The sequence below is a fragment of the Methanobacteriaceae archaeon genome (genome assembly GCA_013403005.1).
In the GTDB taxonomy this organism is placed as follows: Archaea; Methanobacteriota; Methanobacteria; order Methanobacteriales; family Methanobacteriaceae; genus Methanobacterium.
Genome location: JACBOA010000007.1, coordinates 114,716 through 135,941, shown reverse-complemented (window position 1 = coordinate 135,941; position 21,226 = coordinate 114,716). Strand labels below are relative to the sequence as shown.

Below are 21,226 nucleotides of genomic sequence, written 5' to 3'. Positions count from 1 at the left end.
TAGATTAGTTCCATCTTCCTATTAATGTTCTAACCTTCAATTAATTCTCTAACACCTGCAACCATTAAGGGGAATATTATGGTGGCATCTCCAATTACGGTTACCAAACGGGATCCGCATTTGGCTTTAGCCCAGGATTTTGCTTCCTCTAATGGTGCACCACTTAAACTACCTGCTTCACTGCGATCTAATGTCACCTGAATGGCAGCATCCACTCCTCCAGTGAGTATGTTGGAAGCTAGGGCATAGTGTTTTGGTAGTCCTCCTCCCAGGATTAGGGTGGCAACCTTCTTTGAGTCGAAGACAATATCGGATAGTTCGTGCATATCTCCAGCTGCATCCAGGGTTAGCTGGTTTTCCTGGGTGAACATCCACAGTTGCAATCCCATCATACTGTCCACTATTCCCGGAGAGTATATGGGGACTCCTTTTTGGGCTGCAGTGCGTATGATTGATTCTTCATCATCTATCAGGTGCCCTATCTGAGTTAAAAATTCCCTGATATTGATGCTGTTGTTTTTTCCAGCAATTTCACCTAGTATTGAATTGATTTTTGACTCAAAAACCTCGAAGTCTTCTGATTTAGTATAAATATCCCCTATACGGCCCATTCCCATCTTGCATAGTTCTTCATCATCTTTAGCCTGGTCACGGTAGTGCGAACCTCCGAATGCCTCTAAAAGGTCGTGTGTGAGGTTGGCTCCACTGCTTATAAGGACATCCACGTGTCCATCGGCAATTAAATCACGGATGACTTTTCTAAGGCCTCCTGGAACCATGGGCCCGGCTAGACTGAGGAATACTGTGGTTTCATCATCAGTGAAAACTTCTTCCAGGAGTTTGGTGGCCCGGTGAAGTCTTCCTGCTCCCAGAACTCCACTTTTCCCCATTTCCTCGATCAATTGAAGTGTGGTCATCTGGGAACCGATTTTCATCTGCTCAATTTTCAGTTTCTCATGCTTCCTTTGGTTATATTGTAAAATATTAGGTAATTATAGAATTTAACCTATTTAAACTAAAAAAGTGTAAGTGAAATATTTATAAAAATATGGTGATTTTTTTATGTAATAGATTTATTTAAAATTAGTTTTTTTAAGTAATAAATTCTTGGGATAAATTTCATTAAAAACAAGATCTTGGGGTTTTTATTTATAATAAAAAAGGTTTAGATTCATTTATTTTAGCCCGGCGATTTTATCCAGGAGGTCTGTACGGGTTACAATGCCCTTGGCGTTTCCTTCCTGGTCCACTACTATGAGACGCCCGATATGTTTTTTGTTCATGAGTTCGATGGCATCTGAGATCATCACATCTTCCTTGACTGTGATGATATTTTTAGTCATGATGTCCACCACCTTCATGTCTTCCCGGGCTTCTGCCAGAGCTCTGCTGATGTCAGATAGAGTTACCATTCCCATGATTTCATCATCATCCATGACTGGTGCACCTTCGATTTCTTTTGAGGATAGTACACGGGCTGCATCTCTAATAGTGGTCAGTCCATCCAAGGTTATTAGTTCTGAGGTGGCTACTTCCATTACTCTTTTTTTTGGTATGCTGCGGATTGCTGTAGTGTCCAGGAGTAGGATGTTGTCCATGTCATCCCTGCCTACAACTACTCCGTCTACTACCAGTTTGTTAACGGGAGTAGGGCCTACGCGTATTTTATCTCCCAGATCCAGGGTTTTGATGTTTCCCACTGCTTTGATGGCTGCTTCACATTCTCCCGGATGTGGTATGCTGGTGAATTCTATCTTGGCTACATTGATATCTTTTACCAGTTTTCCCTTCTTATAGACTGGTACCATGGTTTCTTTATCCGTATCCTGAATATTTAATGTATGATAAGCTTCAATAGTCGGTTTGTAACCTCCACGGGGTCCTGGAACCCCTTTAACAAGACCTAGACTGCGCAGGGATTGCATTTGATTGCGAATGGTTCCGGGGTTGCGGTTCATTAGTTCCGCTATTTCCTCCCCCTTAATGGACATACCATCAGCGTTGCGGTATAAGTTTATCAGACTCTGGAGTATTTCTTTCTGGACCGATGTGAGCATGGAAATCACCCTAAATTAACATAATACATTATATGATATTAGTTTGAATTCACCATTATAAATAATTATCATTATTTGTCACTTATGATAATATATAAATTTTTCGTATTACTCTTTGTTTTTTTTTTCTTTCCCTAATAAATAAATTACTCAGAGAAAAAAATAGTCAATTTTATGTATTATTTTTTAAGAAGAATGAATAAATTGTTAAGGAAGCGCTGAGTTTTTATTTATAATTTTTGGGAATTATGATGTGATTATAAGGAGTTTTGGATTTTAATGGAAAATTTAATATAAATATTTATTAACAACTTGATAAAAAATAGGATAGAGAAAAATAGGATAGAGGTTTGCTAATGGAAAAACTGAGTAAAATTCTTCTTATAACCTTAATAATTGTGTTGGCCTTATTTGCTTATGTTATATTTTCCGGTTCAATATTATTTAGTCCATCTGGATTGGCTTTTGAAGGAAGTGAAAGTGATTTCTATGTAAATGCAGTGACAGGAGATGAAAATATCTCCACATATAAAAATTCATGCTCTGAAATTAACTTAACAAATCTATCAAAAGATTATAAATCTTTAAATGACCAAATGGTAAAAATAACAGGTCAAATATCTGAAAAAGATGAATTTATTCAATTCGATAAAACACGAACTCATATTTTACTTAAGGTTAAAGGCCTTGAACCAGAACCTTACATCGTAATTTCATACACCGGAACCATACCTTACAATAATAACGACACTATAAGAGTTTATGGAAAATACATGTTCCCCGTTGGCATTGATTCACCGCCAGAACTATCTAACAAATATTTAGCAGAAATAAAAGCAGGATACATAGAAAAAATATAACAGCAACATTTTAAAATATCACAAAAAACAAGAGATGAATTTATGGCAATAAACCGTGCAGTTTATCATTTTGCTGGTATTTGTAGGTTTATCAGTGATAGGTAATTCCATTTCCTATTTAGGAAACAGATCAATCTATAATGTTCTAATAATGTTCTATTTTCATTATTTTTTTATAATGCTTTATTAGCTTTTGGTTAATAATTGGTTTGTTTTTCTTTTTTAATGTTATTTTCCTTATTTATGCAAAAAAGAAAGATTTAATCCCTAAACTAAAATAACTTCAAATTTTTTTTATATCGGGAAATTGCTTTTGATTTTTTTTTATCACCAAAAAATGATTTCTAAAAGCCATTATTCAAGTTTTATATAAAAACCCTATAAAATTAATATAACCAAACATGAAAAAATACTTAAAAAAGGCTACCCTGCACACGAAAATCAGTAAAACAATCAGTTAAATTGCCCAGATTTTCACATTAAATCTAACACCCATAGTAATATTCCTATAGCAATGTTTAAAAGAGAGTCATCACTAAAGTAGTACTAGAAGCAATATTGTTACTATAAGAAGAGGATTTTTTAAAAAAAATTGATATTCCTCTCGAGTAGGTTAAAAGAGTATTTAAATAGGATTTAGGAGGTTATTTAATGATTTAATTACTCTTTACCTGCTTAAATTGAATTAGGAGCATGAAACATGAAAAAAGCTTATAAATATGGTTTAATTGGATATGTTCTGGTTATGATCTGCAGTACACTGGCCCCGGTAATATTCAATAATGAACAACTCCAGGCACTGGTAATATTCCCCCTAATCATAATTTTAGCCTACTGGACTAAAATGAATGGTAAAGAGTTGGGTTTGGAGTTTGGAAGTTTAAGGGATTACGTGTGGGCTATTCTGTATCCTTTAAGCATTTGTCTTATCCTTATCATTATTGCCCTTTTAACTGGCAACATAGGCCAAATTAAATACCCTAACGAAATGACAGGGAAAATCGCCTACCTCTTTTTCTATACACTTATACTAGCATTTGCTACTGAAGAAGGTTTCTTCAGAGGATGGCTTTATGGAATACTGGAACGGGACAAAATTGATCCTAAATTAATTCTCCTGCTCACTGCGGTGGCATTTTCCTCCTGGCATTTACCCCTCTTCTTCCTTAATCCATCCTTCACCTGGAGTATGCTTCCCATATACATCACAGGAGGGATTATAGGAGGCCTAATCTTCGGGTTACTACGGTACATTTCCGGTTCCATAATTGTATCGTCATTCTCCCATGCCCTCTGGAATACCATAGTTTATAGTCTATTTGGTTTCGGCACTACCATTGGTATTTTAGGGATTAAAATGACCAACATCTTTAATCCCGAAAGCGGCTTGTTAGGATTGGTCCTTGGTATACTGTTCATGGCCGTTTTATGGTTCTGGACTTCTAAAAAAGTAGGTTTCAAGTATCCGACCAAACAACAATAGATTTAAAAATAATTCATTATTTTTTCTTAGGACTGGCAACATCACTTGCCATCTTTCATCCCCTAATTGATGATTTTAATCTGTGATTATTTATTAATTCAAACCATTTCATTACCTTTTTTTAATAATATTGTTGCCCTCTAATGGAAATATTTATTACTTAATAAATTAATAATAGTTATAACACACATATTACAGGTGGGATCTATGATGAGAATAAGCATGTCATTGCCAAAAAAGTTGTTAAGTGAATTTGATGATGTTTTAAAAGATCGTGGATATAATTCAAGATCTAAAGGTATTCGAGACGCACTTAAAGATTATATTGTGCGTTATCAGTGGATGAAAGACATTGAAGGGGACAGAGTGGGAATTGTGGCTGTTATATATGACCACCACTACACTGGAGTAATGGAAGATATCACCGAAATCCAGCATCAATACCGGAGTCACATCAATGCCACCATGCACCTCCACATTTCTGATCGTAACTGTCTAGAAGTAATAATAGTCAAAGGAGATGCACAAGAAATTCGAAACCTAACCGAGAAAATTATGAGACTTAAAGGAGTAGAACACGTCAAATTAACCACCACTGCCAGTTCAAAAGAATGAAAAACCCGCATCAAATCCAATTTACACCATAAGAAATGATTATAAATTTTTAATCTGAAAATTAACCTCCTAAATAGTTTATGATTAATTAAACACCATAAATTAATCCCATAATGTTGGGAGATAATTTAAGCCAATAAAAACTTAAAATTTAATATAGGCTTGAATTTTCTCCCAAAGATGTCCCTATTTCATGTTTTACATCACTAGTACTCTGCGCTTTTAAAAAAAATGCTAATAATTATAGCATAAATTTAGAACAAACCGCTTTCTTTTAACTTATCCTCAGTCCATTGGGCTCTTTTATCCATTTTTTCTTTAATCAGCAGGGTGAATACAAAAGTCACTAATGGAAATACTGCTAATATTCCGATACAATACCAGAAATTATTCCATAAAACTCCAGCAACCACTTCGCGTAGTGCTCCAATTGCATAAGTCAATGGTAAGTAAGGATGAATGTTCTGGAAAAAAGGTGGTAGGAGTTCAACAGGGAATGTTCCCCCGGTTGCGGTTATCTGTAAAACCAGTAATATAATTGACAGGGCTTTTCCAGCATTTCCAAAGGCAGATGTTAAAGAGTAAACCACAATCATGGCACACAGACCTATATACACCGTAGTCATTGTAAAAAGTAGGGCGGATGAAACCTGTATCTTCAGCATCAATGCACCCCCTGCAACTACCAGAGCTTGTAATAAACTTATAATAAAAAATAATCCCATTCTACCCAGATAAACAGTTTCAGCACTGTATTTTTTCCCGGTTTTAACCCGCATACTAATCATGGCCACTGCAATAATGCAACCTATCCATAAAGATATGGCAATATAAAATGGTGAAAGAGCAGACCCATAATTATCAACTGAATAAACATGTTTTTTATCCAGTTGAACCGGGCTTTTAAAATAGTTTCTCACACCATCCTGATCAACATCTGAAAAGGCAATCAACCTATCCAGATCTGCCTCATCCACTGCATTGAGTTTGACTGCGGCATTTGCAATAGCACTCCTAAATTCAGGCCATTTTGAATTAACTAAACCTAATTTAGATGAAGCTTGATTAATGGTGTTATTTATCTTTTCCCGGTTATTTGCCAGTGTATTAATGGCAGAGTCCATCTCGTCAATGGAATTTTTAAGTTCATTTAACTTACTAGAAGGATCTTTACTATTTTTTAGATCCACTTCCACCTCTTTTAGAATAGCTAAAACGTTATTCGCCTTTACAATATCGTATTCAACTTGTGCAATGATTGGTTTTAGCTGTTCATCACCAGTGGCATTGAAAAGTGTGGTTAAAATGGCATCCAGATATTTCAAAGACTTTATTATGGTGTTAACCACTGTTTCCATATCCTGTACAGTGATGAGTGCCTTTGCAGGGTCACTTTGAATGTAATTATAGAGTAAAGAAAATTTCTCTTTAACATAATTGGATTTACTCTGTATCTGTGGTAACTCTTCACTGAATCTTGGCCAGATACTATTTACTGTACTCATAATGGAATTTCCCTGGTCCAGAGATGCATCAATTTCCCCTAACTTTCCATTTAACTCGTTAATCATTGATCTGGTTTTCAAAAAATACGCCTTATTTTCCTGGGCCATATGACCCACATCACTGAGTTTGCCAAATATGATGCCATCGATGGTCTTGATAATTTCAGAATTGATCTGGTTTTGTATGGTATCTGCACCCGCATTGGTCATCCGGGGTGCAATAGCATTCAATTTATCATTAACCAAATATTCCATCTTGGCTGAATGAGGATTTGCCGTGTCTATTGATAAAATCTCTTGACTGAAATCCCTTGGAATTATGACAGCAGCATAATAATCTCCATTTTTAACTCCATCTACAGCTGTTTTTTCATCAACAAACTGCCAGCTGAACTTATCATTATTTTTTAACTCATTCACTAACAAGTCTCCAACATTATAATGAGTCCCCTTAAATTCATACCCTAAATCCTCATTAGCCACTGCTACTTTTAGATTACTGGTTAATGAGTATGGATCCCATGTAGCCTGTATATTGAGCAGCGCATAAAGTGAAGGTATACAAATAATAACTATTAAAACAAAAAAAACTACAGGACTATTTTTAATAACCTTAATATCGTTTTTAAATATTTCACTTACTCCTTTTATCATTTAAACCGTTCCTAAACATTGACTAATAATTTGATAAAAATAATTATAAATTAAGAAATAGTAATGTGCATTCTTATAATATAAATATATTTCCCCGATTATTAATCATGTAAAATACAATCTAGATGTAAATATCATTGATTTCCTTAAGAAAACAATTTTGCCAGCAGGAAAAAAAGAAATTCATTAATTGGCAAGGCCAATGCATAATTACCAATCTTTAATAATGTCAAATTGTTGTTAAAAAAATACTAATAACTCATATGAAAATCGCCAAAATACTGATAATTGATAATTCTCCCCGAGAAGCAGGTTTGATTGGGAGTGAGCTCTCGAAAGAAGGGCTTAATTTATCATGGAAATTAGTTAAAAACAGGGAAGAATTTATCAAAGAACTGGGTGGTTTTAAACCTGATCTGATTTTATCAGATTTTGAACTTTAAGATTTCAGTGGTCTTTCTGCAATGGAGATTAGAAATAATAACAGCCCTCAAACACCTTTTATTCTATTAACCAGAACTTTTAATGATGAATCAGCAATCAAATCTCTGGGGAGAGGTGCAACTGATTATATTCCCAAAGATAGTTTTTCCAGACTTGCCTATGTAGTTCGAAGGGCCCTGGATGAAATCAAAACCGTCTAAAACACGAGAAAATTCTAAAAGAATTAATAAAAAATGAAAATGAAGAGAAGATGCGGAAAATTTTTGATTCATCCCAGGAGGCAATTATGGTTACTGATTTAGAAGTGGGCATATGCAAATTATATCCAGCCTTATAAGCCTGCAGTCAAGACTCTTACACGATGAGAGAGATAAAATACTTTTGGACAATACTAGAGACAGGGTTCGGACCATGGGCATCGTGCACGAACTATTATATAAATCTGTAGACATCTCTTCAGTTAACTTTACAGAATATGTTGACACTCTAATTTCTGAAATCTTATCCCACCAGAATTATCCCCACGTGAAAAATGAAACAAAGATGGATGATGTTAAGTTGAATATTGAAACTGCCCTCACATGCGAACTAATTATAAATGAAATAATCACAAACTCATTACATGCTTTTCCCCCTGATGAAAAAGGTAGAGTGAACCTAACCTTTAAGAATAACCGGGATTATTTGACCCTGAACCTGAGTGATAATGGGGTGGGAATGAAGGATGCAGACATGGAAAATGCGAGAACTCTGGGACTGCGCCTGGTAAAAATGCTTATTAAACAACTTAAAGCAGAGTTAACGTTAAATCATAATAATGGAACTCGATTTATAATCAAATTCAAAGAATTAGACTACAATTAGTTTTTATTCATTCTGATATTCCTGATTAAACTTGGACTTATTTTAGAGGGGAATATTTAAAAAACATAAAAACTCAAATTAATTATTCAACACAATTAAATATTTATAGATCAGATGTTTTTCTAACACATTCTCTAATGGTGAATTATGGCTTTTCATGTAATGCTGGTTCCCACTTTGGGTTGCCCTTCTAACTGTAAGTATTGCTGGAGTTCTGAGGAAAGTTCCCCAGTAATGACTGTGGATATAGTTAAAGAAGTTGTGGAATGGCTTAAGGACTTTCGAGAGGAACCAGTTACCTTTACTTTCCATGGAGGAGAACCACTCCTGGCCGGCTATGACTTTTTCAAACAAGCACTGCCCTTGATTGCAGAAGGTTTAGCCCAGCTTAAACCTGCCTTTGCCCTTCAGACCAATCTCTGGAATCTTACAGATGAACTGGCAGAATTGTTTAAGGAATATGAAATTCCCATTGGCTCAAGTTTAGATGGTCCGGAGGAGCTGAACGATCTGCAGAGGGGAGATGGATATTTTAAGAAGACTATGCGGGGCTATGAAATTGCCAAAGCCCATGATCTGCAAGTTAGCTTCATTTCCACTTTTACTTCTTACTCTATCCAGTACAAAGAGGATATCTTCAATTTCTTCCTGGAAAATGGTTTTAACCTCAAATTACACCCTGCTTTACCATCATTAAGGGATGAGAACCCTGAAAAGTGGGCTTTATCCCCCGAAGAATATGGGGAACTTTTAATCTACCTCCTGGACCAGTATCTGGAAAACATGGACAGAATTGAGGTGAAAAACATTGACCATCTCGCTAAATGCGTTTTTATCCGAAGGGGAGTTGTTTGCACCTTTGTAGATTGTATGGGTGATACCTTCGCAGTTGGACCAGATGGTAGCATTTATCCCTGTTATCGTTTCGTTGGAATGCCAGAGTACGTTATGGGAAATGTTCGGGATCATCCCAGTATGGAAGATCTCTCTAAATCGGATTCATGGAAGCTTCTTCATCAATTCAAGGATTATGTGGATGAGGAGTGTAAGAAATGCACTTATATCAAATTCTGTCGGGGTGGATGTCCCTACAATGCTCTTAAGATTAATGAAAAGACAGGTAAAGCAGAGATAAGTGGCGTGGACCCCCACTGCACTGCCTATAAAAAGATCTTCAAAGAGATAACCATGCGGGCCACCAAAGAAATGTTAGGTTCCAGTATGGGTATGGTTCAAAATACAGACAGAGATAGAAAATCTAAAAAGGGAATAATGTCTATAATGCTTAAGCCTTCTTAGGAACTTTGAACCTCGAATAAAAACATGAAATATCGCATTAAATCCCTGTAAAAATTCTTTAACAATTAAAAAACCAATAAAAACTGTATAAAATGGATGAAAACAGGTATAATCAATTAAATTGATAATTAATTTGATAAAATTAGAAAAAAAATTGTTATAAGAGATGAGATGATGAAAAAAAGCACGCCAGTAATCATGGGTGTTCTATTGATATTGGGAGTAGTTGCACTTGGTTACTTTGCTGATCTTGAGAATTCTACCAACAATACCAACAATACTACTCATTATTCACTTTTCAAACACAACAATCTAACGGGTCAAGCAGCAAACAGTGCACAGGATCAGGCCCAGCAAACACCTGATACAACATCCAGTGATAGTGGTGATGGCACTCGTAATTCCACCGGTAACACAACCATGCAAAATGTTACGGCAAGCTCCACTGGATGAAATTAAGATTTTTTGGATGCAACCTGCAATTCATTTATTAAAAATGTGTTTTATTGAGACAATTTTTTGGAGATAATAATAATGAATCTTGGAAAATTAAACGAAAAATGTCCTGAGTGTGGTTCTAAGGATAAAACTCTTAACAGGAGATTAGATCCAGAACACCGTGCTTTTGGAACAAGCCAGTCCCTCGTATGCAGTGATTGTGGTCATGTATTTAAATCCATTGAAGATGAAAAAGAAAAAAATAGAAAAACTGAATGAATACTCCTTGCAACATTCATTCTTATATATTTTATAAATAAATTAATAGATAAACTAGGAACTCTTAAATTCATTATCTTTCGATGAATTTCTAAATTGGACTCCTCTAATCCTCTAATGATACTTCTTTCGATTTAAATTCTTTTTGAATATTTTAAATTTTTAATCTACTTAAATATCCCTTGGCCAGTACATTTTATAATAACCCCAATTTATAATAACTCCCATGAGGGCAACATTTACCCCTAAAAGGTCACATCTATCTGTAGTAAACTTGTCAATCCAGCCCATAACAGCGCCATGGTAATAAAAACGTCACCATAAGCTGCTTATAGTCTTCCATACTTTGTTTTTAGTTCTTATTGATTCATAAAAAATTATCCTCCCTTATCAAAATCTCTTAATGGTTAAGATTTATCAATGTCAAACCACTTTTTTCAACGAATGATTTATTTTTTTAATGAATGATTTAATTATGTCAAAAATCATAGTAATAGTTAATATAATCCGTAATATGAAACATAATGGGAGGAGGGTGTTCATTGGAAGTTGAATTCAACCTGGAAAACTTGAAAGAATGTCTTTGTGATTGCTGTCCTGTGCAGAATAAATCTCAATGTGTTCTGGATAAGATGAAAATAATGCGGGAGATTGCACAGGAGGATTTAGACTCCAGGATGATGATAGAAGAAGAGAGAATCCCTGCACTTTACTGTGCTCATGGAAAAGCAAAAACGAAGGATCTGGATTCCAGTCAAGATTGTCAGTGCGATAAATGTTTAGTATGGAAAGAAAACAACCTGTTCAGTGGAGAACCTCCAGGATATTTCTGCAAAAACGGCCAGGCAAGGGAATGATTGAGGATAATAGTTAAAAAAAAACTTCATGAGTTATCTTTATATCTGCTTTTAAACTTAAATTCTTCATGTAACGGGATAATGCCGCTCAGATCCCTGAAAATCTGCAAAATTATAAATATAATGATTACCTAGATGATCACAAAAGGGGATTTTGATGATTAGTAAAGATCTGATTATTATACCCATACTCCTGGTGGGAGTGATAGCTGGATCAGTAGTGGGAATGGGTTACAGTCCTGCTGAGTCACCAGACAAAAATCTAACTATTAACACCACCAACCTGACTAACCTCACTAAAAATACATCCACCAATACCACCCTCCAAAACCATCAAAACACCACAGAAACATTAAAATCCCAAAAAAGTACCAGCACCAGCAGCAAACGAAAAGTTACATCAAGGAGTTCTTCAAATTCGCAAAAATCAACTACCCCAACAGAAAGTGAATCAGAAACTCGTTCAAATATCACGAATTAATAGCTCGAATATTTAATGCAATTTTATTACAAATTTTATTAATAATTGATTTTTATTTCAAAATAGCTATCATTAATATCAATTCTAGATATTTTTAAAAATATATTATTTAAGAAATTTATTCTGAACTAAACACTAAAAGGTTTTTAAAAAGTAAAACTAATATGTATGAAAGAAAAATCATTGATAATATTTGATTTAATACTTTATTGGTAGTATTATTAGTTTGATTTTGATAATACATCAATCATTTGATTGACTAAAAAACGACTAAGGATTGATAATATGATTGTTAAGGAATGGTGTATGTACTGTGGGGAATGCGCTGGTGTATGCCCCCGTAATCTCATTGAAGTACGTGAAATCAGCTTGAATTTTAACGAAGAAGAATGTAAAGATTGTAAGATTTGTGTAAAGGTGTGTCCAGTTAATGCATTAGAAAAGAGGGATGATTGAATGATTGAAACTGATATTCTAGTCATTGGCGCTGGTCCAGCTGGCTCAACTGCAGCTAAACACGCTGCAATAGCAGGCTCCAGTGTGATATTAATAGACAAAAAATCAGAGATAGGAAGCCCCAAAAGATGTGCTGAAGGTGTTTCTAAAGAAGGTTTGAAAAAGTTAGGAATAGAACCCTCCCCACGATGGGTAACCAAAGAAGCTACAGGAGTTCGAATGGTATCTCCTAATGGTACTGCAGTCAATTTAACTGAGGAGAAAGTAAAGCTCCCTGAAGCAGGATATATACTGGAACGTAAAGTTTTCGACAAGTACCTGGCCATGGACGCGGGCAGAGCAGGTGCCACAATCATGGTGAAAACCTTAGCTACGGGTATGAGAAGGGAAGAGGATCAGTTAGTTGTTACTGTGGAGAGTATGGGTGAGGAAACAGAGATTAAAACTAAAATTGTAATTGCTGCTGACGGCCCGGAATCCCGGGTTGGTAGATGGGCTGGACTTAAAACTAGCCTTAAACCTAAGAATATGGAATCTTGTGCTCAATTTGAAATGGCAAATGTTCAAATGGAAGAACCAGACTGCATAGAATTCCATTTTGGAAGTGTTGCCCCCGGAGGTTACGCCTGGATTTTCCCTAAAGGAGATGACATAGCAAATGTGGGTTTGGGTATTCTAACCACTGTAACAGATAAAACAGCCTACCAACATCTTCTTGAATTTGTGAAAAACAATCCAGCCACCAAAAATGCCCAACCAGTTGAAATCAATATAGGTGGAGATCCAGTGGGTGGATTACTCAAAAAGAAGGTTACAGATAACGTTCTGGTGACAGGAGACGCTGCAGGAATGGTTAACCCACTAACAGGTGGAGGTATTATCAGCGGCATGTTAGGAGGCCGATTAGCTGGTCAGGTGGCTGCTCAGGCAGTAGCTGACGGAGATTACTCTAAGAAGAATCTGGAGATATACGAGAAACTCTGTGAAGAGGAATTGGGAGAATCATTCAAGAAATACCTCAAAGCCAAGGATTATCTTTTAAGCCTTTCTGATGAAGAATTAGATACCATTGCTGAGGCTTTCAGGGACAGCGACTTTGAAACTATTAACACCGCCGAAATGGTGAGAAAACTGGTTAAAATCTCTCCAAAAGCCCTTTTAAAGCTGGGTAAACTATTCTAAGATTCTAAGAGATTTTTAACTTTTTTCTCTTTTTTATATTAATTTTTTAAAAAACTTTCATTGCTTGAAAATATTTAAAACCATTTTCTGTAGTTATAATGTTAGCGTGATTTAAACAGCTTTTTAATGCATTTAATTATTTTAAATCCGGATCTAATTAGTTTTAGCTTAATTTAGACCTAATCAAATTTTAGGAAGGGCATTAAAAAATAATCACCAGTATACAGAGGATGAAAAAAACCATGGCTACTTGATGGTATAATATATCTGCTAAACGGAACATAGAATCTTTATTGGTGAAAAGAGAAAGATATAATGGAATGGCAGCCAAGAATGAGGGTAAAATAGCCACTGAAAATTGTATGAGATTCATCTCACCAGTGATGAGTGTGTAAAGAAGCACAGATGCCCCGATTATTCCAACCAGACTGGCATCTTTTGAACGTGATTTGTACATCATATAGGTACCCATGCCTGCCAGGTACATGAACAAGTATACACTAACTGGAATGAAAAATACATTGCCCAGCAGCACGGCACAGGAAGCTAATCGCAACACAGAATTAGTTGCAGTGCTAAAGAAAGGGGCTAAATTCGTTTCTTTTAGTCTGATAGGTGGAAGAGTGTAAAGCAGTTGATTGATGAGCATCAAAGAAAGTATCAATGTGAAGGATGCAGGGAGAGTTGTTAATGAGATCAAAAAAACTGCTGAGACAATTATGGCAAAGAAAAGTAGAATAAACTTTTTATCCACCGTATTTTCAATGAAAGCACGGTTTTGTTTCATTCTATCCCTGCGGTCCACCTCCAGATCCGTGAGATCATTGAGTGTGTATAGAGCACCCCATAGGACGGATACAAGTATAAGTCCTTCCATAATTGCCAATGGATTATTAATAGGTATTCCTAAAAAGTAAGCATAAGTCAGTGCCAGAAGGTACATATTGGCATTTTTCGAAGCCCAGGTTATCCGGGTGGACTTAATCAGTGTTTTGATCATTTAAACTCCAATAAAGACTTAATTATTGATACGTAGTAAATAATCCTATTCTTAATCCCTTAATCCATTTTTAAATCCTTTTTAATATTCTGACAAATAAAACGAGGTCTATTCCCATATTTTTTTATGTAATGTTTTATTTCATCAGAGTTAACATCACTAATATGACTTTTTACTATGCTTATGGTTTCTTCTTCCGAATATGATATCTTCACTACCTCAAAGGGAACTCTCAATATATTTACAGCCAGTGCTGATAAGCATCCCACATCAGTGAAGAGATCTTTCTTCTCACCACCCAAATGAATTCGCCAGGCAGTCTGTAATATGATATTTATATTCTTAAAGTCTCTTCGATGTTTAAAATATTCATATATGCATATTAAGTAAAATTTTAGCGATTTCAATCCCATGTGATTCGTCCACTGACTGAAACCCACCTTGTCCCGGTGAATCTGGTGGATATCGTGGAACTGATCTGCGAATAAAACCGCATCAAATTTTTCTAGATATCTGCCGACAGGTTCAGATGATTTTATTTGAAGATCCTTTCTAACACATTCCAGCATGAAATTATAAACCTCCCTCGAACTCATATTCATTGAAGGAAGAGGTAATTTAGCTTCATAAACATTTAAATCAAGTTCTTGTATTGATTTATATATATTAGTGGATTTTCCTGTTCCTGGAGCTGCAATTACATGAATTATATGTCCTTTGCCTTCTTTAAGTTTGCTAAATCGTTCAAGGAGCCGATTATAAGATTTGGTATACACGAAATTCGTGATTTCTTCCATTTGATTAATCTTATATTTCTCCATGAAAATTATATTGAACTCAAGAAGATATAAACTGAAAACCAGGGCCATGTACACAAATGGCTAGATAAAATTATTTCAAAAATATCCAGGATATTGAGGGTATTCAAGGAAAATTTAACATATAATGGAATTATAAATTTAAATGTAGAATTTTAAGGAATGAAGGTTTTGAAGCTATGATAGATAGAGTGGTATAAATAAAAAAAGGTGTTGAACATGAAAACCTATTTATATAAGGTTAATGACATCAAAAACACTCCAGAAAACAGAGATAAATGTCATTGTACTTACTGTCCCAGTTACCCCCAAAATTCTGATGATGAAGTTCTCTACTGTAGTACTGGGTCCAGTAAATGTGAAATTTCAGTGGGAGGTTGTATTTGCAACACCTGCCCCCTATATTATGAATATGATCTCAAGGACATCTATTATTGTGATGTGAATGCAGTGGGGGAAAGTAAAACCATCATGCGAAAAATTTCCAATGATGAAAGCCCGGATTCATACAGGAAAATGGTTGAAATCAAGGATAAATCTAAGGGAATCAGTTTGATAAAGGCTATGGGCTCAGAGAAGAAACTTCCCCACACACTAGATGACCTTCATTTTCTACCTGCTCAAGTAAAACGAATACCCCTAAATAGAGATGTTCCAGTAGATACCTCGACTGTAATTGGCCCAAATTCTAAAAAACCTTTAAGAGTTTCTTCACCTATCCTAATTTCTGGAATGAGTTTTGGAGCTGTTTCGCGTAATGTTCGTTTAGTTATCTCTAAAACAGCTTCTAAACTGAATATAGGGTTTAATACAGGTGAAGGTGGAGTTTTAAATGAGGAGAGGGAAATTTCTCCCGAATTGATGATAGTACAATATTCCACTGGGCGGTATGGTTTAGATGAGGATCTCTTAAAGTCTGCTGCCGGTGTGGAGATACGCTTTGGACAGGGAGCATATCCTGGTAAAGGAAGTTTCCTGCCAGCTGATAAAATCACACCTGAAGTGGCACAGATCCGGGGTCTTGAGAAGGGACAATCAGCTTATTCCCCTGCACATCACCCGGATATTAATAATCCTGAAGAATTAGCTCAAAAAGTAAACCACTTAAGGGAAATCACAGATGGAGTTCCAATAGGTGCAAAAATAGGTTGTGGGCATGTTGAAGATGATATAAATATCCTGGCAGAAGCAGGTGTTGATTTCATTGCACTGGATGGTTTTGGTGGTGGTACTGGAGCCACAGATAGCTATGTGAGAGATAATATGGGCATCCCTATACTGGCGGCTTTACCACGTGCCCATGAGAAACTGAAGTCAATGGGTATTCGTAGAAGAGTCAGTCTTATTGCAGGTGGTGGTTTGCGGGATTCAATGGATTTTGCTAAATGTCTGGCCCTGGGTGCTGATGCAGTTTACATAGGTACTGCAGCTCTAATTGCTATTAACTGCCAACAGTACCGGGTCTGCAATACTGGACTTTGTCCCACTGGAGTGGCCACCGAGAATCCTCAATTAGTAAAACAGTTGGACGTGGAAGAGGGCGTAGACAAATTATCAAACTTTCTGAAAATTTCTACAGAAGAAATTGCAAACATTGCCCGTATGGTGGGTAAAGATGATACTAAATTGATGGATAAAGATGATTTAGTGAGTTTAACCCTTGAAATGTCTAAAATAACCGGAGTCAAATGGTTAGATGGACGAAAACCATAAATGACTCTTTAAATGGCTTTTTAAAATTAATATTTTTGATCTAAGAGATTTTAAAAGATTATAGAAATGAAAAATAAGCTTTTACTAAAACTTTAAAACATCAATTCTAACTAGAACGTAGATTTGAATTTTATTTAATAATACAACCCTTAAACTGATAAATTATCTGAATTAATGGAAAAACTGGAGATAAAGTATGATTAAAGTCCTTTGCACCACTGAAACTTCACTTAATCGTCCTGAAGCCCGTCGCTGGAGGGATAGGATGAAACTATTAGAACCATTAGGGGATGTGGTGGTGGTTTTACCCTGCAGTATGCGTAAGCCTTATTCATCAAGTAAATCACACCGTGTCTTTACCCAAGCCACCAAAGGTTTCCAGGAGGCGATTTTAACATCACCCTTTGGTGTTTGCCCTAGAGAAATGGAAAAAACATACCCCATACAATCTTACGATGTTTCAACTGTTGGTGACTGGTCAAAGGAAGAAATAAACCTCACTGGAGAATGTTTAAGAGAATATGTTGGGGACAAAGATGTGATAGCCCATGTAGCTCATGGTTATCTTACAGTCTGCCAGGAATATCTACCCCACGCCACGTTCACCTGCCAAGATGGTAGAACCTTATCTGCAGAATCAATGCAAAATCTCAGACAGCAGGTTAAAAAATATGAAAAGCTTAAAAGTCATCCCCGGCAACTCCATATGCTCAGGTCTATCGCGCGTTACCAGTTTAACACCCGTGAAGCAGATAAACTAGTTCCTTCAGATTATAAGTTGCGCGGAAGGTTTGATCGGCGTCTAATGCAGAATGATGAACAAATAGCAGTTTTGCACCATGAAAACGGCCTTTACAGTTTGAATATTAAAGGTGGTGAGATAATAAATGAAATTGGTGTAAACTGGGTGGAAATTGATTTTAATCTTAAGACTAATACCCTTTTCGTGCCAGGAGTGGTTGATGCCTATGATGGAATACTTCCCAGGGATGAGGTAGTTATAGTGAGGAAGGGAGAAGTACTGGGAGTTGGAAAAGCTATTATGGCTGGTGGGGAAATGAAAAAAGGAGAAAAGGGTGTGGCTGTGAGAATTAGACATCGTGTTAAGTAGTTTTTCCACATTCACTTTTTATAAATAAATATAAATAGCATTAATATGGAAATAGATGAATACATTTATTTAATGTATATACACTTTTCAAGAATTTATTATACATTATAACCACAGCAAACAGTGGAAAATATATAGAAATGAATTTTGAGGTATTTATTATGAGTGAAGAATTAGTTGCTAAGGTTAGAGAAGCTCTTACCCAAGTGGCAGATCCCCACATGGGTATTAGCATTGTGGAAATGGGACTTGTTGCTGATATTCAGGTTAATGAGAATGATAAAACCGCTAAAATTGTGATTAAACCCACCAATCCAGGTTGCATGAGTGCGGCTAACATGGCTATGCAGGCTCGTGTAGCTGCCGAAAAAGTTGAAGGTATTGACAAGGCTGAAATCCAGATTGAAGGACATATGATGGCTGATGCTATCAGTGAAATGGTTAACAAATAACCTGATTATTGTGGATAGTATTAAATTTGTAGAATTAAGTTGTAGATATTTTAAAAGAATATTACACATTTTATACAAGTAGTGTTAAAATGTGTCCCTGGGAGCGGGTTGCTGTTGTTGGTGTCCCTGGAGTAGGTAAAACCTCACTATGCAGGGCTGCATCCCGCAATTCACATTATAAACATGTGAATTATGGAGAGTTAATGCTTGAAACCGCACAAAGAGATGGTTTGGCCACCAGTCTCCCTGAAATGTTCCATTTAAGCATCTCCATTCAGCATGAGATCTGGAAAAACGCTGCATTGCAGATAAAAGATAAAAAGAACATTCTTTTAGACCTTCACGGGGTTGATCAATCCCCAGAAGGGTTTTTAATTTCATTACCTTTTGAAATTCTACCCCCAGATATAATTATTATCATCGAAGCGTCCATTGATGATATTTTAAGAAGAAGGAATTTTGACTTGGTAAAAGAAAGATTAATGGAAAAAGAGCAAACCCTTAAAAATCACATGCAAATTCTGCGTTACACCATGAGCAGCATTTCCTCGATTTTAGGATGTAATCTGGTAATTTTGAATAACCAAGATTTTAAAACCTGCCAGAAAGAATTGGAATTAATAATAAAGGGGAATTAATAATAAATGATGAATAGATTTAAAAATAAAGATTTATTCAATAGACACTTAGAAAGTTCAATACACTTTTAAAGAACATATGACCGTTTAAACAAAGCAGTTGAATCATAGCCCCATACAAATTTAACAACTTAATTCAGCGAAAATTATCCCGGCTCTGTAAAATATTGGTGGGATTTGATTTTTATATTTTCTTGTTTTTATTTTTCATAAAGTTGCATATTGTGTTTATTCTGTAAAAATAAAGTCGTAAAGTTAATATAAAAGTGGGAGCAAATATTTTAACATGACAATCGTAAAATTAATTGCTCCCATAGGTTGTTTGAACTATAAACAATATAAACTTTCTGATTTTTTTGAAAGTTTTTCCAAATACGAATTTGAATTAAGTAAAAAGAGAAATGAAGTTAATAAATACGATAATTCGCTTGTTATGTATTTCAAAAAGGATTTTCTTTATATTGAAAACAGTTTTGGTGTTTGTCCTGAATGTTACTCTAAATCCGTTTCTCCCGATGGATATAACGATAGATTACTTTATTTTTATTATGAAGGCGCTGTAAATGCCAAAATAAAAAGATATACTTGCGATAACTGTGGTAATAACTTTATTACAGATTTGAATGAGGTTGTTGAGCCTGGTTGTAATTATACAAGGGGGTTTAAAGAAAAAGTATTAGAATTTGTGAGTTTATTCTTTGGATCAGTACGTAAAATAGCTTATAAAGTAAAAAAGGATACAGGAATTAATATTTCCCATACAACCATTGAAAACTGGATATTAGAAACACAAAACGAAAATAAAGATATTATAAGGGAATATTCTGGTTATTATGAATTTGACGTGGAGCATACTAAAATTAATGGTGAGTGGAATTACCGATACACTTTATTCGACAGCATACACAATATCAGCGTAGCCGATGAAATATACTCCGAAGAGACAAAAGACCAAATAAAAGACTTTTTAGACGTAAACACTCGTAACCAGAATAAAATATCGATAACAAGCGATCTTGACCATAAATACAAACCAATCATCGAAAAATTAGGCTTCAAACATCAATGGTGCCTAATTCACGCACGAAAAAACATGAAAAAGATTATCAAAGAATATTTAAAAGAAAACAGCATTGAAAAAGACGACAGGGAAAAAATAAAAGACCATGAAAACATAATATTCGATTTATTTGAATCTACATCTTATAAAAAAGTTAGAAAAGATTTTAATGACATATTAAATAAAGTTGAAGATTATCCTGAAATTATTAGACAAATAATCCTCAAACAAATCATGCCTCACTTTGAAACATACTTTTTATTTCTTAAAGACCCTAAAGTACCAAAGACAACTAACCAAATAGAAAACTACTTCCAGAAAACATTCCCAAACACATTAAAAGAATAATGAAAACCACAGAAGGCGTAATGACAAGAATATGGCAAAGAAAGAAATTATGGGACCAAAGAAACCTCAAAACCACCTAACCCACAAAAACTTTACAGTGCCATTATCCCCCCAGCACAAACAGTTATATAGGATGAACTCTAAAACATGCATCTACCCCTGCGGTTTTTGAATTTATTCATTTAAATTCTCATTTATAGATTTAATAATATTTAAGGGGCCCGTGGCTTAGGCGGTAGAGCGCACGGCTGATAACCGTGAGGTCCTGGGTTCGAATCCCAGCGGGCCCATTATATCGTATTTCTGAGATTATTTTTTATTAAATATTAAATTTTAAATTATTATTATCAAATATAAAGACGCGTATTATGTTTCAACCCGTTGATTAAGACATCACATAACAGCAAAAAGTAATATTTAATTGCTTTTGGAAAAAATTTATATGCTGAGTTTGGGATACTATAACATGGAGCAATGGTAAATTTGGTAATTAATTACCTCATTTTTTTTACCTTATTTACCATTTTCTTCCTTTATTTTATAATTTTGGATATTTAAAACCATCATAATTTCATTTTAAGCATTTTTACCCATATTATCAGGAAATCAAAC

Annotated in this window: 23 protein-coding genes and 1 tRNA gene; 19 read left to right on the top strand and 5 right to left on the bottom strand. The window is 35.2% G+C overall.

Features of this window, described 5'->3' with window-relative positions:
* Window positions 1-29: 29 nt before the first annotated feature.
* On the bottom strand, window positions 30-935 hold the full coding sequence (locus tag HVN35_06600) for a deoxyhypusine synthase (protein ID NYB52208.1): 906 nt from the start codon (window positions 933-935) through the stop codon (window positions 30-32).
* A 240-nt stretch (window positions 936-1,175) separates the two neighbouring features.
* Entirely contained in the window at window positions 1,176-2,057 is an 882-nt protein-coding gene (locus HVN35_06595) for a CBS domain-containing protein (protein NYB52207.1), read from the bottom strand.
* 356 nt (window positions 2,058-2,413) lie between these two features.
* Between HVN35_06595 and HVN35_06590 the strand changes: the two genes are divergently transcribed.
* From HVN35_06590 to nikR, 3 genes are all read left to right on the top strand, one after another.
* Window positions 2,414-2,917 carry a hypothetical protein gene (locus tag HVN35_06590; protein NYB52206.1) on the top strand — a complete coding sequence of 168 codons (504 nt, stop codon included), beginning with the start codon at window positions 2,414-2,416 and terminating at the stop codon, window positions 2,915-2,917.
* Window positions 2,918-3,617: 700 nt separating this feature from the next.
* On the top strand, window positions 3,618-4,400 hold the full coding sequence (locus HVN35_06585) for a CPBP family intramembrane metalloprotease (protein NYB52205.1): 783 nt from the start codon (window positions 3,618-3,620) through the stop codon (window positions 4,398-4,400).
* Window positions 4,401-4,610: 210 nt separating this feature from the next.
* Complete coding sequence (gene nikR / locus HVN35_06580) at window positions 4,611-5,015, top strand: nickel-responsive transcriptional regulator NikR (protein ID NYB52204.1); 405 nt, start codon at window positions 4,611-4,613, stop codon at window positions 5,013-5,015.
* A 254-nt stretch (window positions 5,016-5,269) separates the two neighbouring features.
* On the opposite strand, the gene HVN35_06575 is transcribed toward nikR, so the two are convergent.
* Window positions 5,270-7,174 (bottom strand): YhgE/Pip domain-containing protein, encoded by a 1,905-nt coding sequence (locus tag HVN35_06575; protein NYB52203.1) that lies wholly within the window; start codon window positions 7,172-7,174, stop codon window positions 5,270-5,272.
* Between the two features lie 263 nt (window positions 7,175-7,437).
* Between HVN35_06575 and HVN35_06570 the strand changes: the two genes are divergently transcribed.
* The 10 genes from HVN35_06570 to HVN35_06525 all read left to right on the top strand — a co-directional run bounded on the left by HVN35_06570 (window position 7,438) and on the right by HVN35_06525 (window position 13,474).
* Window positions 7,438-7,617, top strand: coding sequence for a hypothetical protein (locus tag HVN35_06570; GenBank protein NYB52202.1), 180 nt, complete (start codon window positions 7,438-7,440; stop codon window positions 7,615-7,617).
* Window positions 7,618-7,638: 21 nt separating this feature from the next.
* Window positions 7,639-7,818, top strand: a complete 180-nt coding sequence (locus HVN35_06565; GenBank protein ID NYB52201.1) for a hypothetical protein — start codon at window positions 7,639-7,641, stop codon at window positions 7,816-7,818.
* Window positions 7,819-7,930: 112 nt separating this feature from the next.
* A complete protein-coding gene (locus tag HVN35_06560; protein ID NYB52200.1) occupies window positions 7,931-8,482 on the top strand; it encodes a sensor histidine kinase in 552 nt (183 codons plus the stop codon).
* Window positions 8,483-8,629: 147 nt separating this feature from the next.
* Window positions 8,630-9,781, top strand: a complete 1,152-nt coding sequence (locus HVN35_06555) for a TIGR04083 family peptide-modifying radical SAM enzyme (GenBank protein ID NYB52199.1) — start codon at window positions 8,630-8,632, stop codon at window positions 9,779-9,781.
* A gap of 174 nt (window positions 9,782-9,955) precedes the next feature.
* Window positions 9,956-10,234 (top strand): hypothetical protein, encoded by a 279-nt coding sequence (locus HVN35_06550; GenBank protein NYB52198.1) that lies wholly within the window; start codon window positions 9,956-9,958, stop codon window positions 10,232-10,234.
* An 81-nt stretch (window positions 10,235-10,315) separates the two neighbouring features.
* Complete coding sequence (locus HVN35_06545) at window positions 10,316-10,498, top strand: TIGR04165 family Cys-rich peptide (GenBank protein ID NYB52197.1); 183 nt, start codon at window positions 10,316-10,318, stop codon at window positions 10,496-10,498.
* A gap of 542 nt (window positions 10,499-11,040) precedes the next feature.
* Window positions 11,041-11,355, top strand: coding sequence for a DUF2769 domain-containing protein (locus HVN35_06540; protein ID NYB52196.1), 315 nt, complete (start codon window positions 11,041-11,043; stop codon window positions 11,353-11,355).
* A gap of 157 nt (window positions 11,356-11,512) precedes the next feature.
* The gene (locus HVN35_06535) at window positions 11,513-11,836 is read left to right on the top strand and encodes a hypothetical protein (protein ID NYB52195.1); all 324 of its coding nucleotides are present in this window, start codon (window positions 11,513-11,515) and stop codon (window positions 11,834-11,836) included.
* 285 nt (window positions 11,837-12,121) lie between these two features.
* Window positions 12,122-12,292 (top strand): 4Fe-4S binding protein, encoded by a 171-nt coding sequence (locus HVN35_06530; protein ID NYB52194.1) that lies wholly within the window; start codon window positions 12,122-12,124, stop codon window positions 12,290-12,292.
* Window positions 12,293-13,474 carry an NAD(P)/FAD-dependent oxidoreductase gene (locus HVN35_06525; protein NYB52193.1) on the top strand — a complete coding sequence of 394 codons (1,182 nt, stop codon included), beginning with the start codon at window positions 12,293-12,295 and terminating at the stop codon, window positions 13,472-13,474.
* A gap of 202 nt (window positions 13,475-13,676) precedes the next feature.
* On the opposite strand, the gene HVN35_06520 is transcribed toward HVN35_06525, so the two are convergent.
* The gene (locus HVN35_06520; protein ID NYB52192.1) at window positions 13,677-14,474 is read right to left on the bottom strand and encodes a prenyltransferase; all 798 of its coding nucleotides are present in this window, start codon (window positions 14,472-14,474) and stop codon (window positions 13,677-13,679) included.
* 59 nt (window positions 14,475-14,533) lie between these two features.
* Window positions 14,534-15,295, bottom strand: coding sequence for a hypothetical protein (locus HVN35_06515; protein NYB52191.1), 762 nt, complete (start codon window positions 15,293-15,295; stop codon window positions 14,534-14,536).
* A 216-nt stretch (window positions 15,296-15,511) separates the two neighbouring features.
* Between HVN35_06515 and HVN35_06510 the strand changes: the two genes are divergently transcribed.
* The 6 genes from HVN35_06510 to HVN35_06485 all read left to right on the top strand — a co-directional run bounded on the left by HVN35_06510 (window position 15,512) and on the right by HVN35_06485 (window position 20,904).
* Window positions 15,512-17,005 carry a DUF2769 domain-containing protein gene (locus tag HVN35_06510; GenBank protein ID NYB52190.1) on the top strand — a complete coding sequence of 498 codons (1,494 nt, stop codon included), beginning with the start codon at window positions 15,512-15,514 and terminating at the stop codon, window positions 17,003-17,005.
* A 199-nt stretch (window positions 17,006-17,204) separates the two neighbouring features.
* The gene (locus HVN35_06505) at window positions 17,205-18,116 is read left to right on the top strand and encodes a DUF5591 domain-containing protein (protein NYB52189.1); all 912 of its coding nucleotides are present in this window, start codon (window positions 17,205-17,207) and stop codon (window positions 18,114-18,116) included.
* A 161-nt stretch (window positions 18,117-18,277) separates the two neighbouring features.
* A complete protein-coding gene (locus HVN35_06500; GenBank protein ID NYB52188.1) occupies window positions 18,278-18,568 on the top strand; it encodes a metal-sulfur cluster assembly factor in 291 nt (96 codons plus the stop codon).
* 89 nt (window positions 18,569-18,657) lie between these two features.
* Complete coding sequence (locus tag HVN35_06495) at window positions 18,658-19,206, top strand: AAA family ATPase (GenBank protein ID NYB52187.1); 549 nt, start codon at window positions 18,658-18,660, stop codon at window positions 19,204-19,206.
* A 286-nt stretch (window positions 19,207-19,492) separates the two neighbouring features.
* On the top strand, window positions 19,493-20,614 hold the full coding sequence (locus HVN35_06490; GenBank protein NYB52186.1) for a hypothetical protein: 1,122 nt from the start codon (window positions 19,493-19,495) through the stop codon (window positions 20,612-20,614).
* 217 nt (window positions 20,615-20,831) lie between these two features.
* Window positions 20,832-20,904: transfer RNA gene (locus HVN35_06485), tRNA-Ile, on the top strand.
* Window positions 20,905-21,226 lie beyond the last annotated feature (322 nt).

Bases quoted from the DNA above. Each gene is read 5' to 3' on its own strand.
- HVN35_06600 (NYB52208.1), bottom strand. From the start codon at position 935: ATGAAAATCGGTTCCCAGATGACCACACTTCAATTGATCGAGGAAATG.
- HVN35_06595 (NYB52207.1), bottom strand. From the start codon at position 2,057: ATGCTCACATCGGTCCAGAAAGAAATACTCCAGAGTCTGATAAACTTA.
- HVN35_06590 (NYB52206.1), top strand. From the start codon at position 2,414: ATGGAAAAACTGAGTAAAATTCTTCTTATAACCTTAATAATTGTGTTG.
- HVN35_06585 (NYB52205.1), top strand. From the start codon at position 3,618: ATGAAAAAAGCTTATAAATATGGTTTAATTGGATATGTTCTGGTTATG.
- nikR (NYB52204.1), top strand. From the start codon at position 4,611: ATGAGAATAAGCATGTCATTGCCAAAAAAGTTGTTAAGTGAATTTGAT.
- HVN35_06575 (NYB52203.1), bottom strand. From the start codon at position 7,174: ATGATAAAAGGAGTAAGTGAAATATTTAAAAACGATATTAAGGTTATT.
- HVN35_06570 (NYB52202.1), top strand. From the start codon at position 7,438: ATGAAAATCGCCAAAATACTGATAATTGATAATTCTCCCCGAGAAGCA.
- HVN35_06565 (NYB52201.1), top strand. From the start codon at position 7,639: ATGGAGATTAGAAATAATAACAGCCCTCAAACACCTTTTATTCTATTA.
- HVN35_06560 (NYB52200.1), top strand. From the start codon at position 7,931: ATGCAAATTATATCCAGCCTTATAAGCCTGCAGTCAAGACTCTTACAC.
- HVN35_06555 (NYB52199.1), top strand. From the start codon at position 8,630: ATGGCTTTTCATGTAATGCTGGTTCCCACTTTGGGTTGCCCTTCTAAC.
- HVN35_06550 (NYB52198.1), top strand. From the start codon at position 9,956: ATGAAAAAAAGCACGCCAGTAATCATGGGTGTTCTATTGATATTGGGA.
- HVN35_06545 (NYB52197.1), top strand. From the start codon at position 10,316: ATGAATCTTGGAAAATTAAACGAAAAATGTCCTGAGTGTGGTTCTAAG.
- HVN35_06535 (NYB52195.1), top strand. From the start codon at position 11,513: ATGATTAGTAAAGATCTGATTATTATACCCATACTCCTGGTGGGAGTG.
- HVN35_06530 (NYB52194.1), top strand. From the start codon at position 12,122: ATGATTGTTAAGGAATGGTGTATGTACTGTGGGGAATGCGCTGGTGTA.
- HVN35_06525 (NYB52193.1), top strand. From the start codon at position 12,293: ATGATTGAAACTGATATTCTAGTCATTGGCGCTGGTCCAGCTGGCTCA.
- HVN35_06520 (NYB52192.1), bottom strand. From the start codon at position 14,474: ATGATCAAAACACTGATTAAGTCCACCCGGATAACCTGGGCTTCGAAA.
- HVN35_06515 (NYB52191.1), bottom strand. From the start codon at position 15,295: ATGGAGAAATATAAGATTAATCAAATGGAAGAAATCACGAATTTCGTG.
- HVN35_06510 (NYB52190.1), top strand. From the start codon at position 15,512: ATGAAAACCTATTTATATAAGGTTAATGACATCAAAAACACTCCAGAA.
- HVN35_06500 (NYB52188.1), top strand. From the start codon at position 18,278: ATGAGTGAAGAATTAGTTGCTAAGGTTAGAGAAGCTCTTACCCAAGTG.
- HVN35_06495 (NYB52187.1), top strand. From the start codon at position 18,658: ATGTGTCCCTGGGAGCGGGTTGCTGTTGTTGGTGTCCCTGGAGTAGGT.
- HVN35_06490 (NYB52186.1), top strand. From the start codon at position 19,493: ATGACAATCGTAAAATTAATTGCTCCCATAGGTTGTTTGAACTATAAA.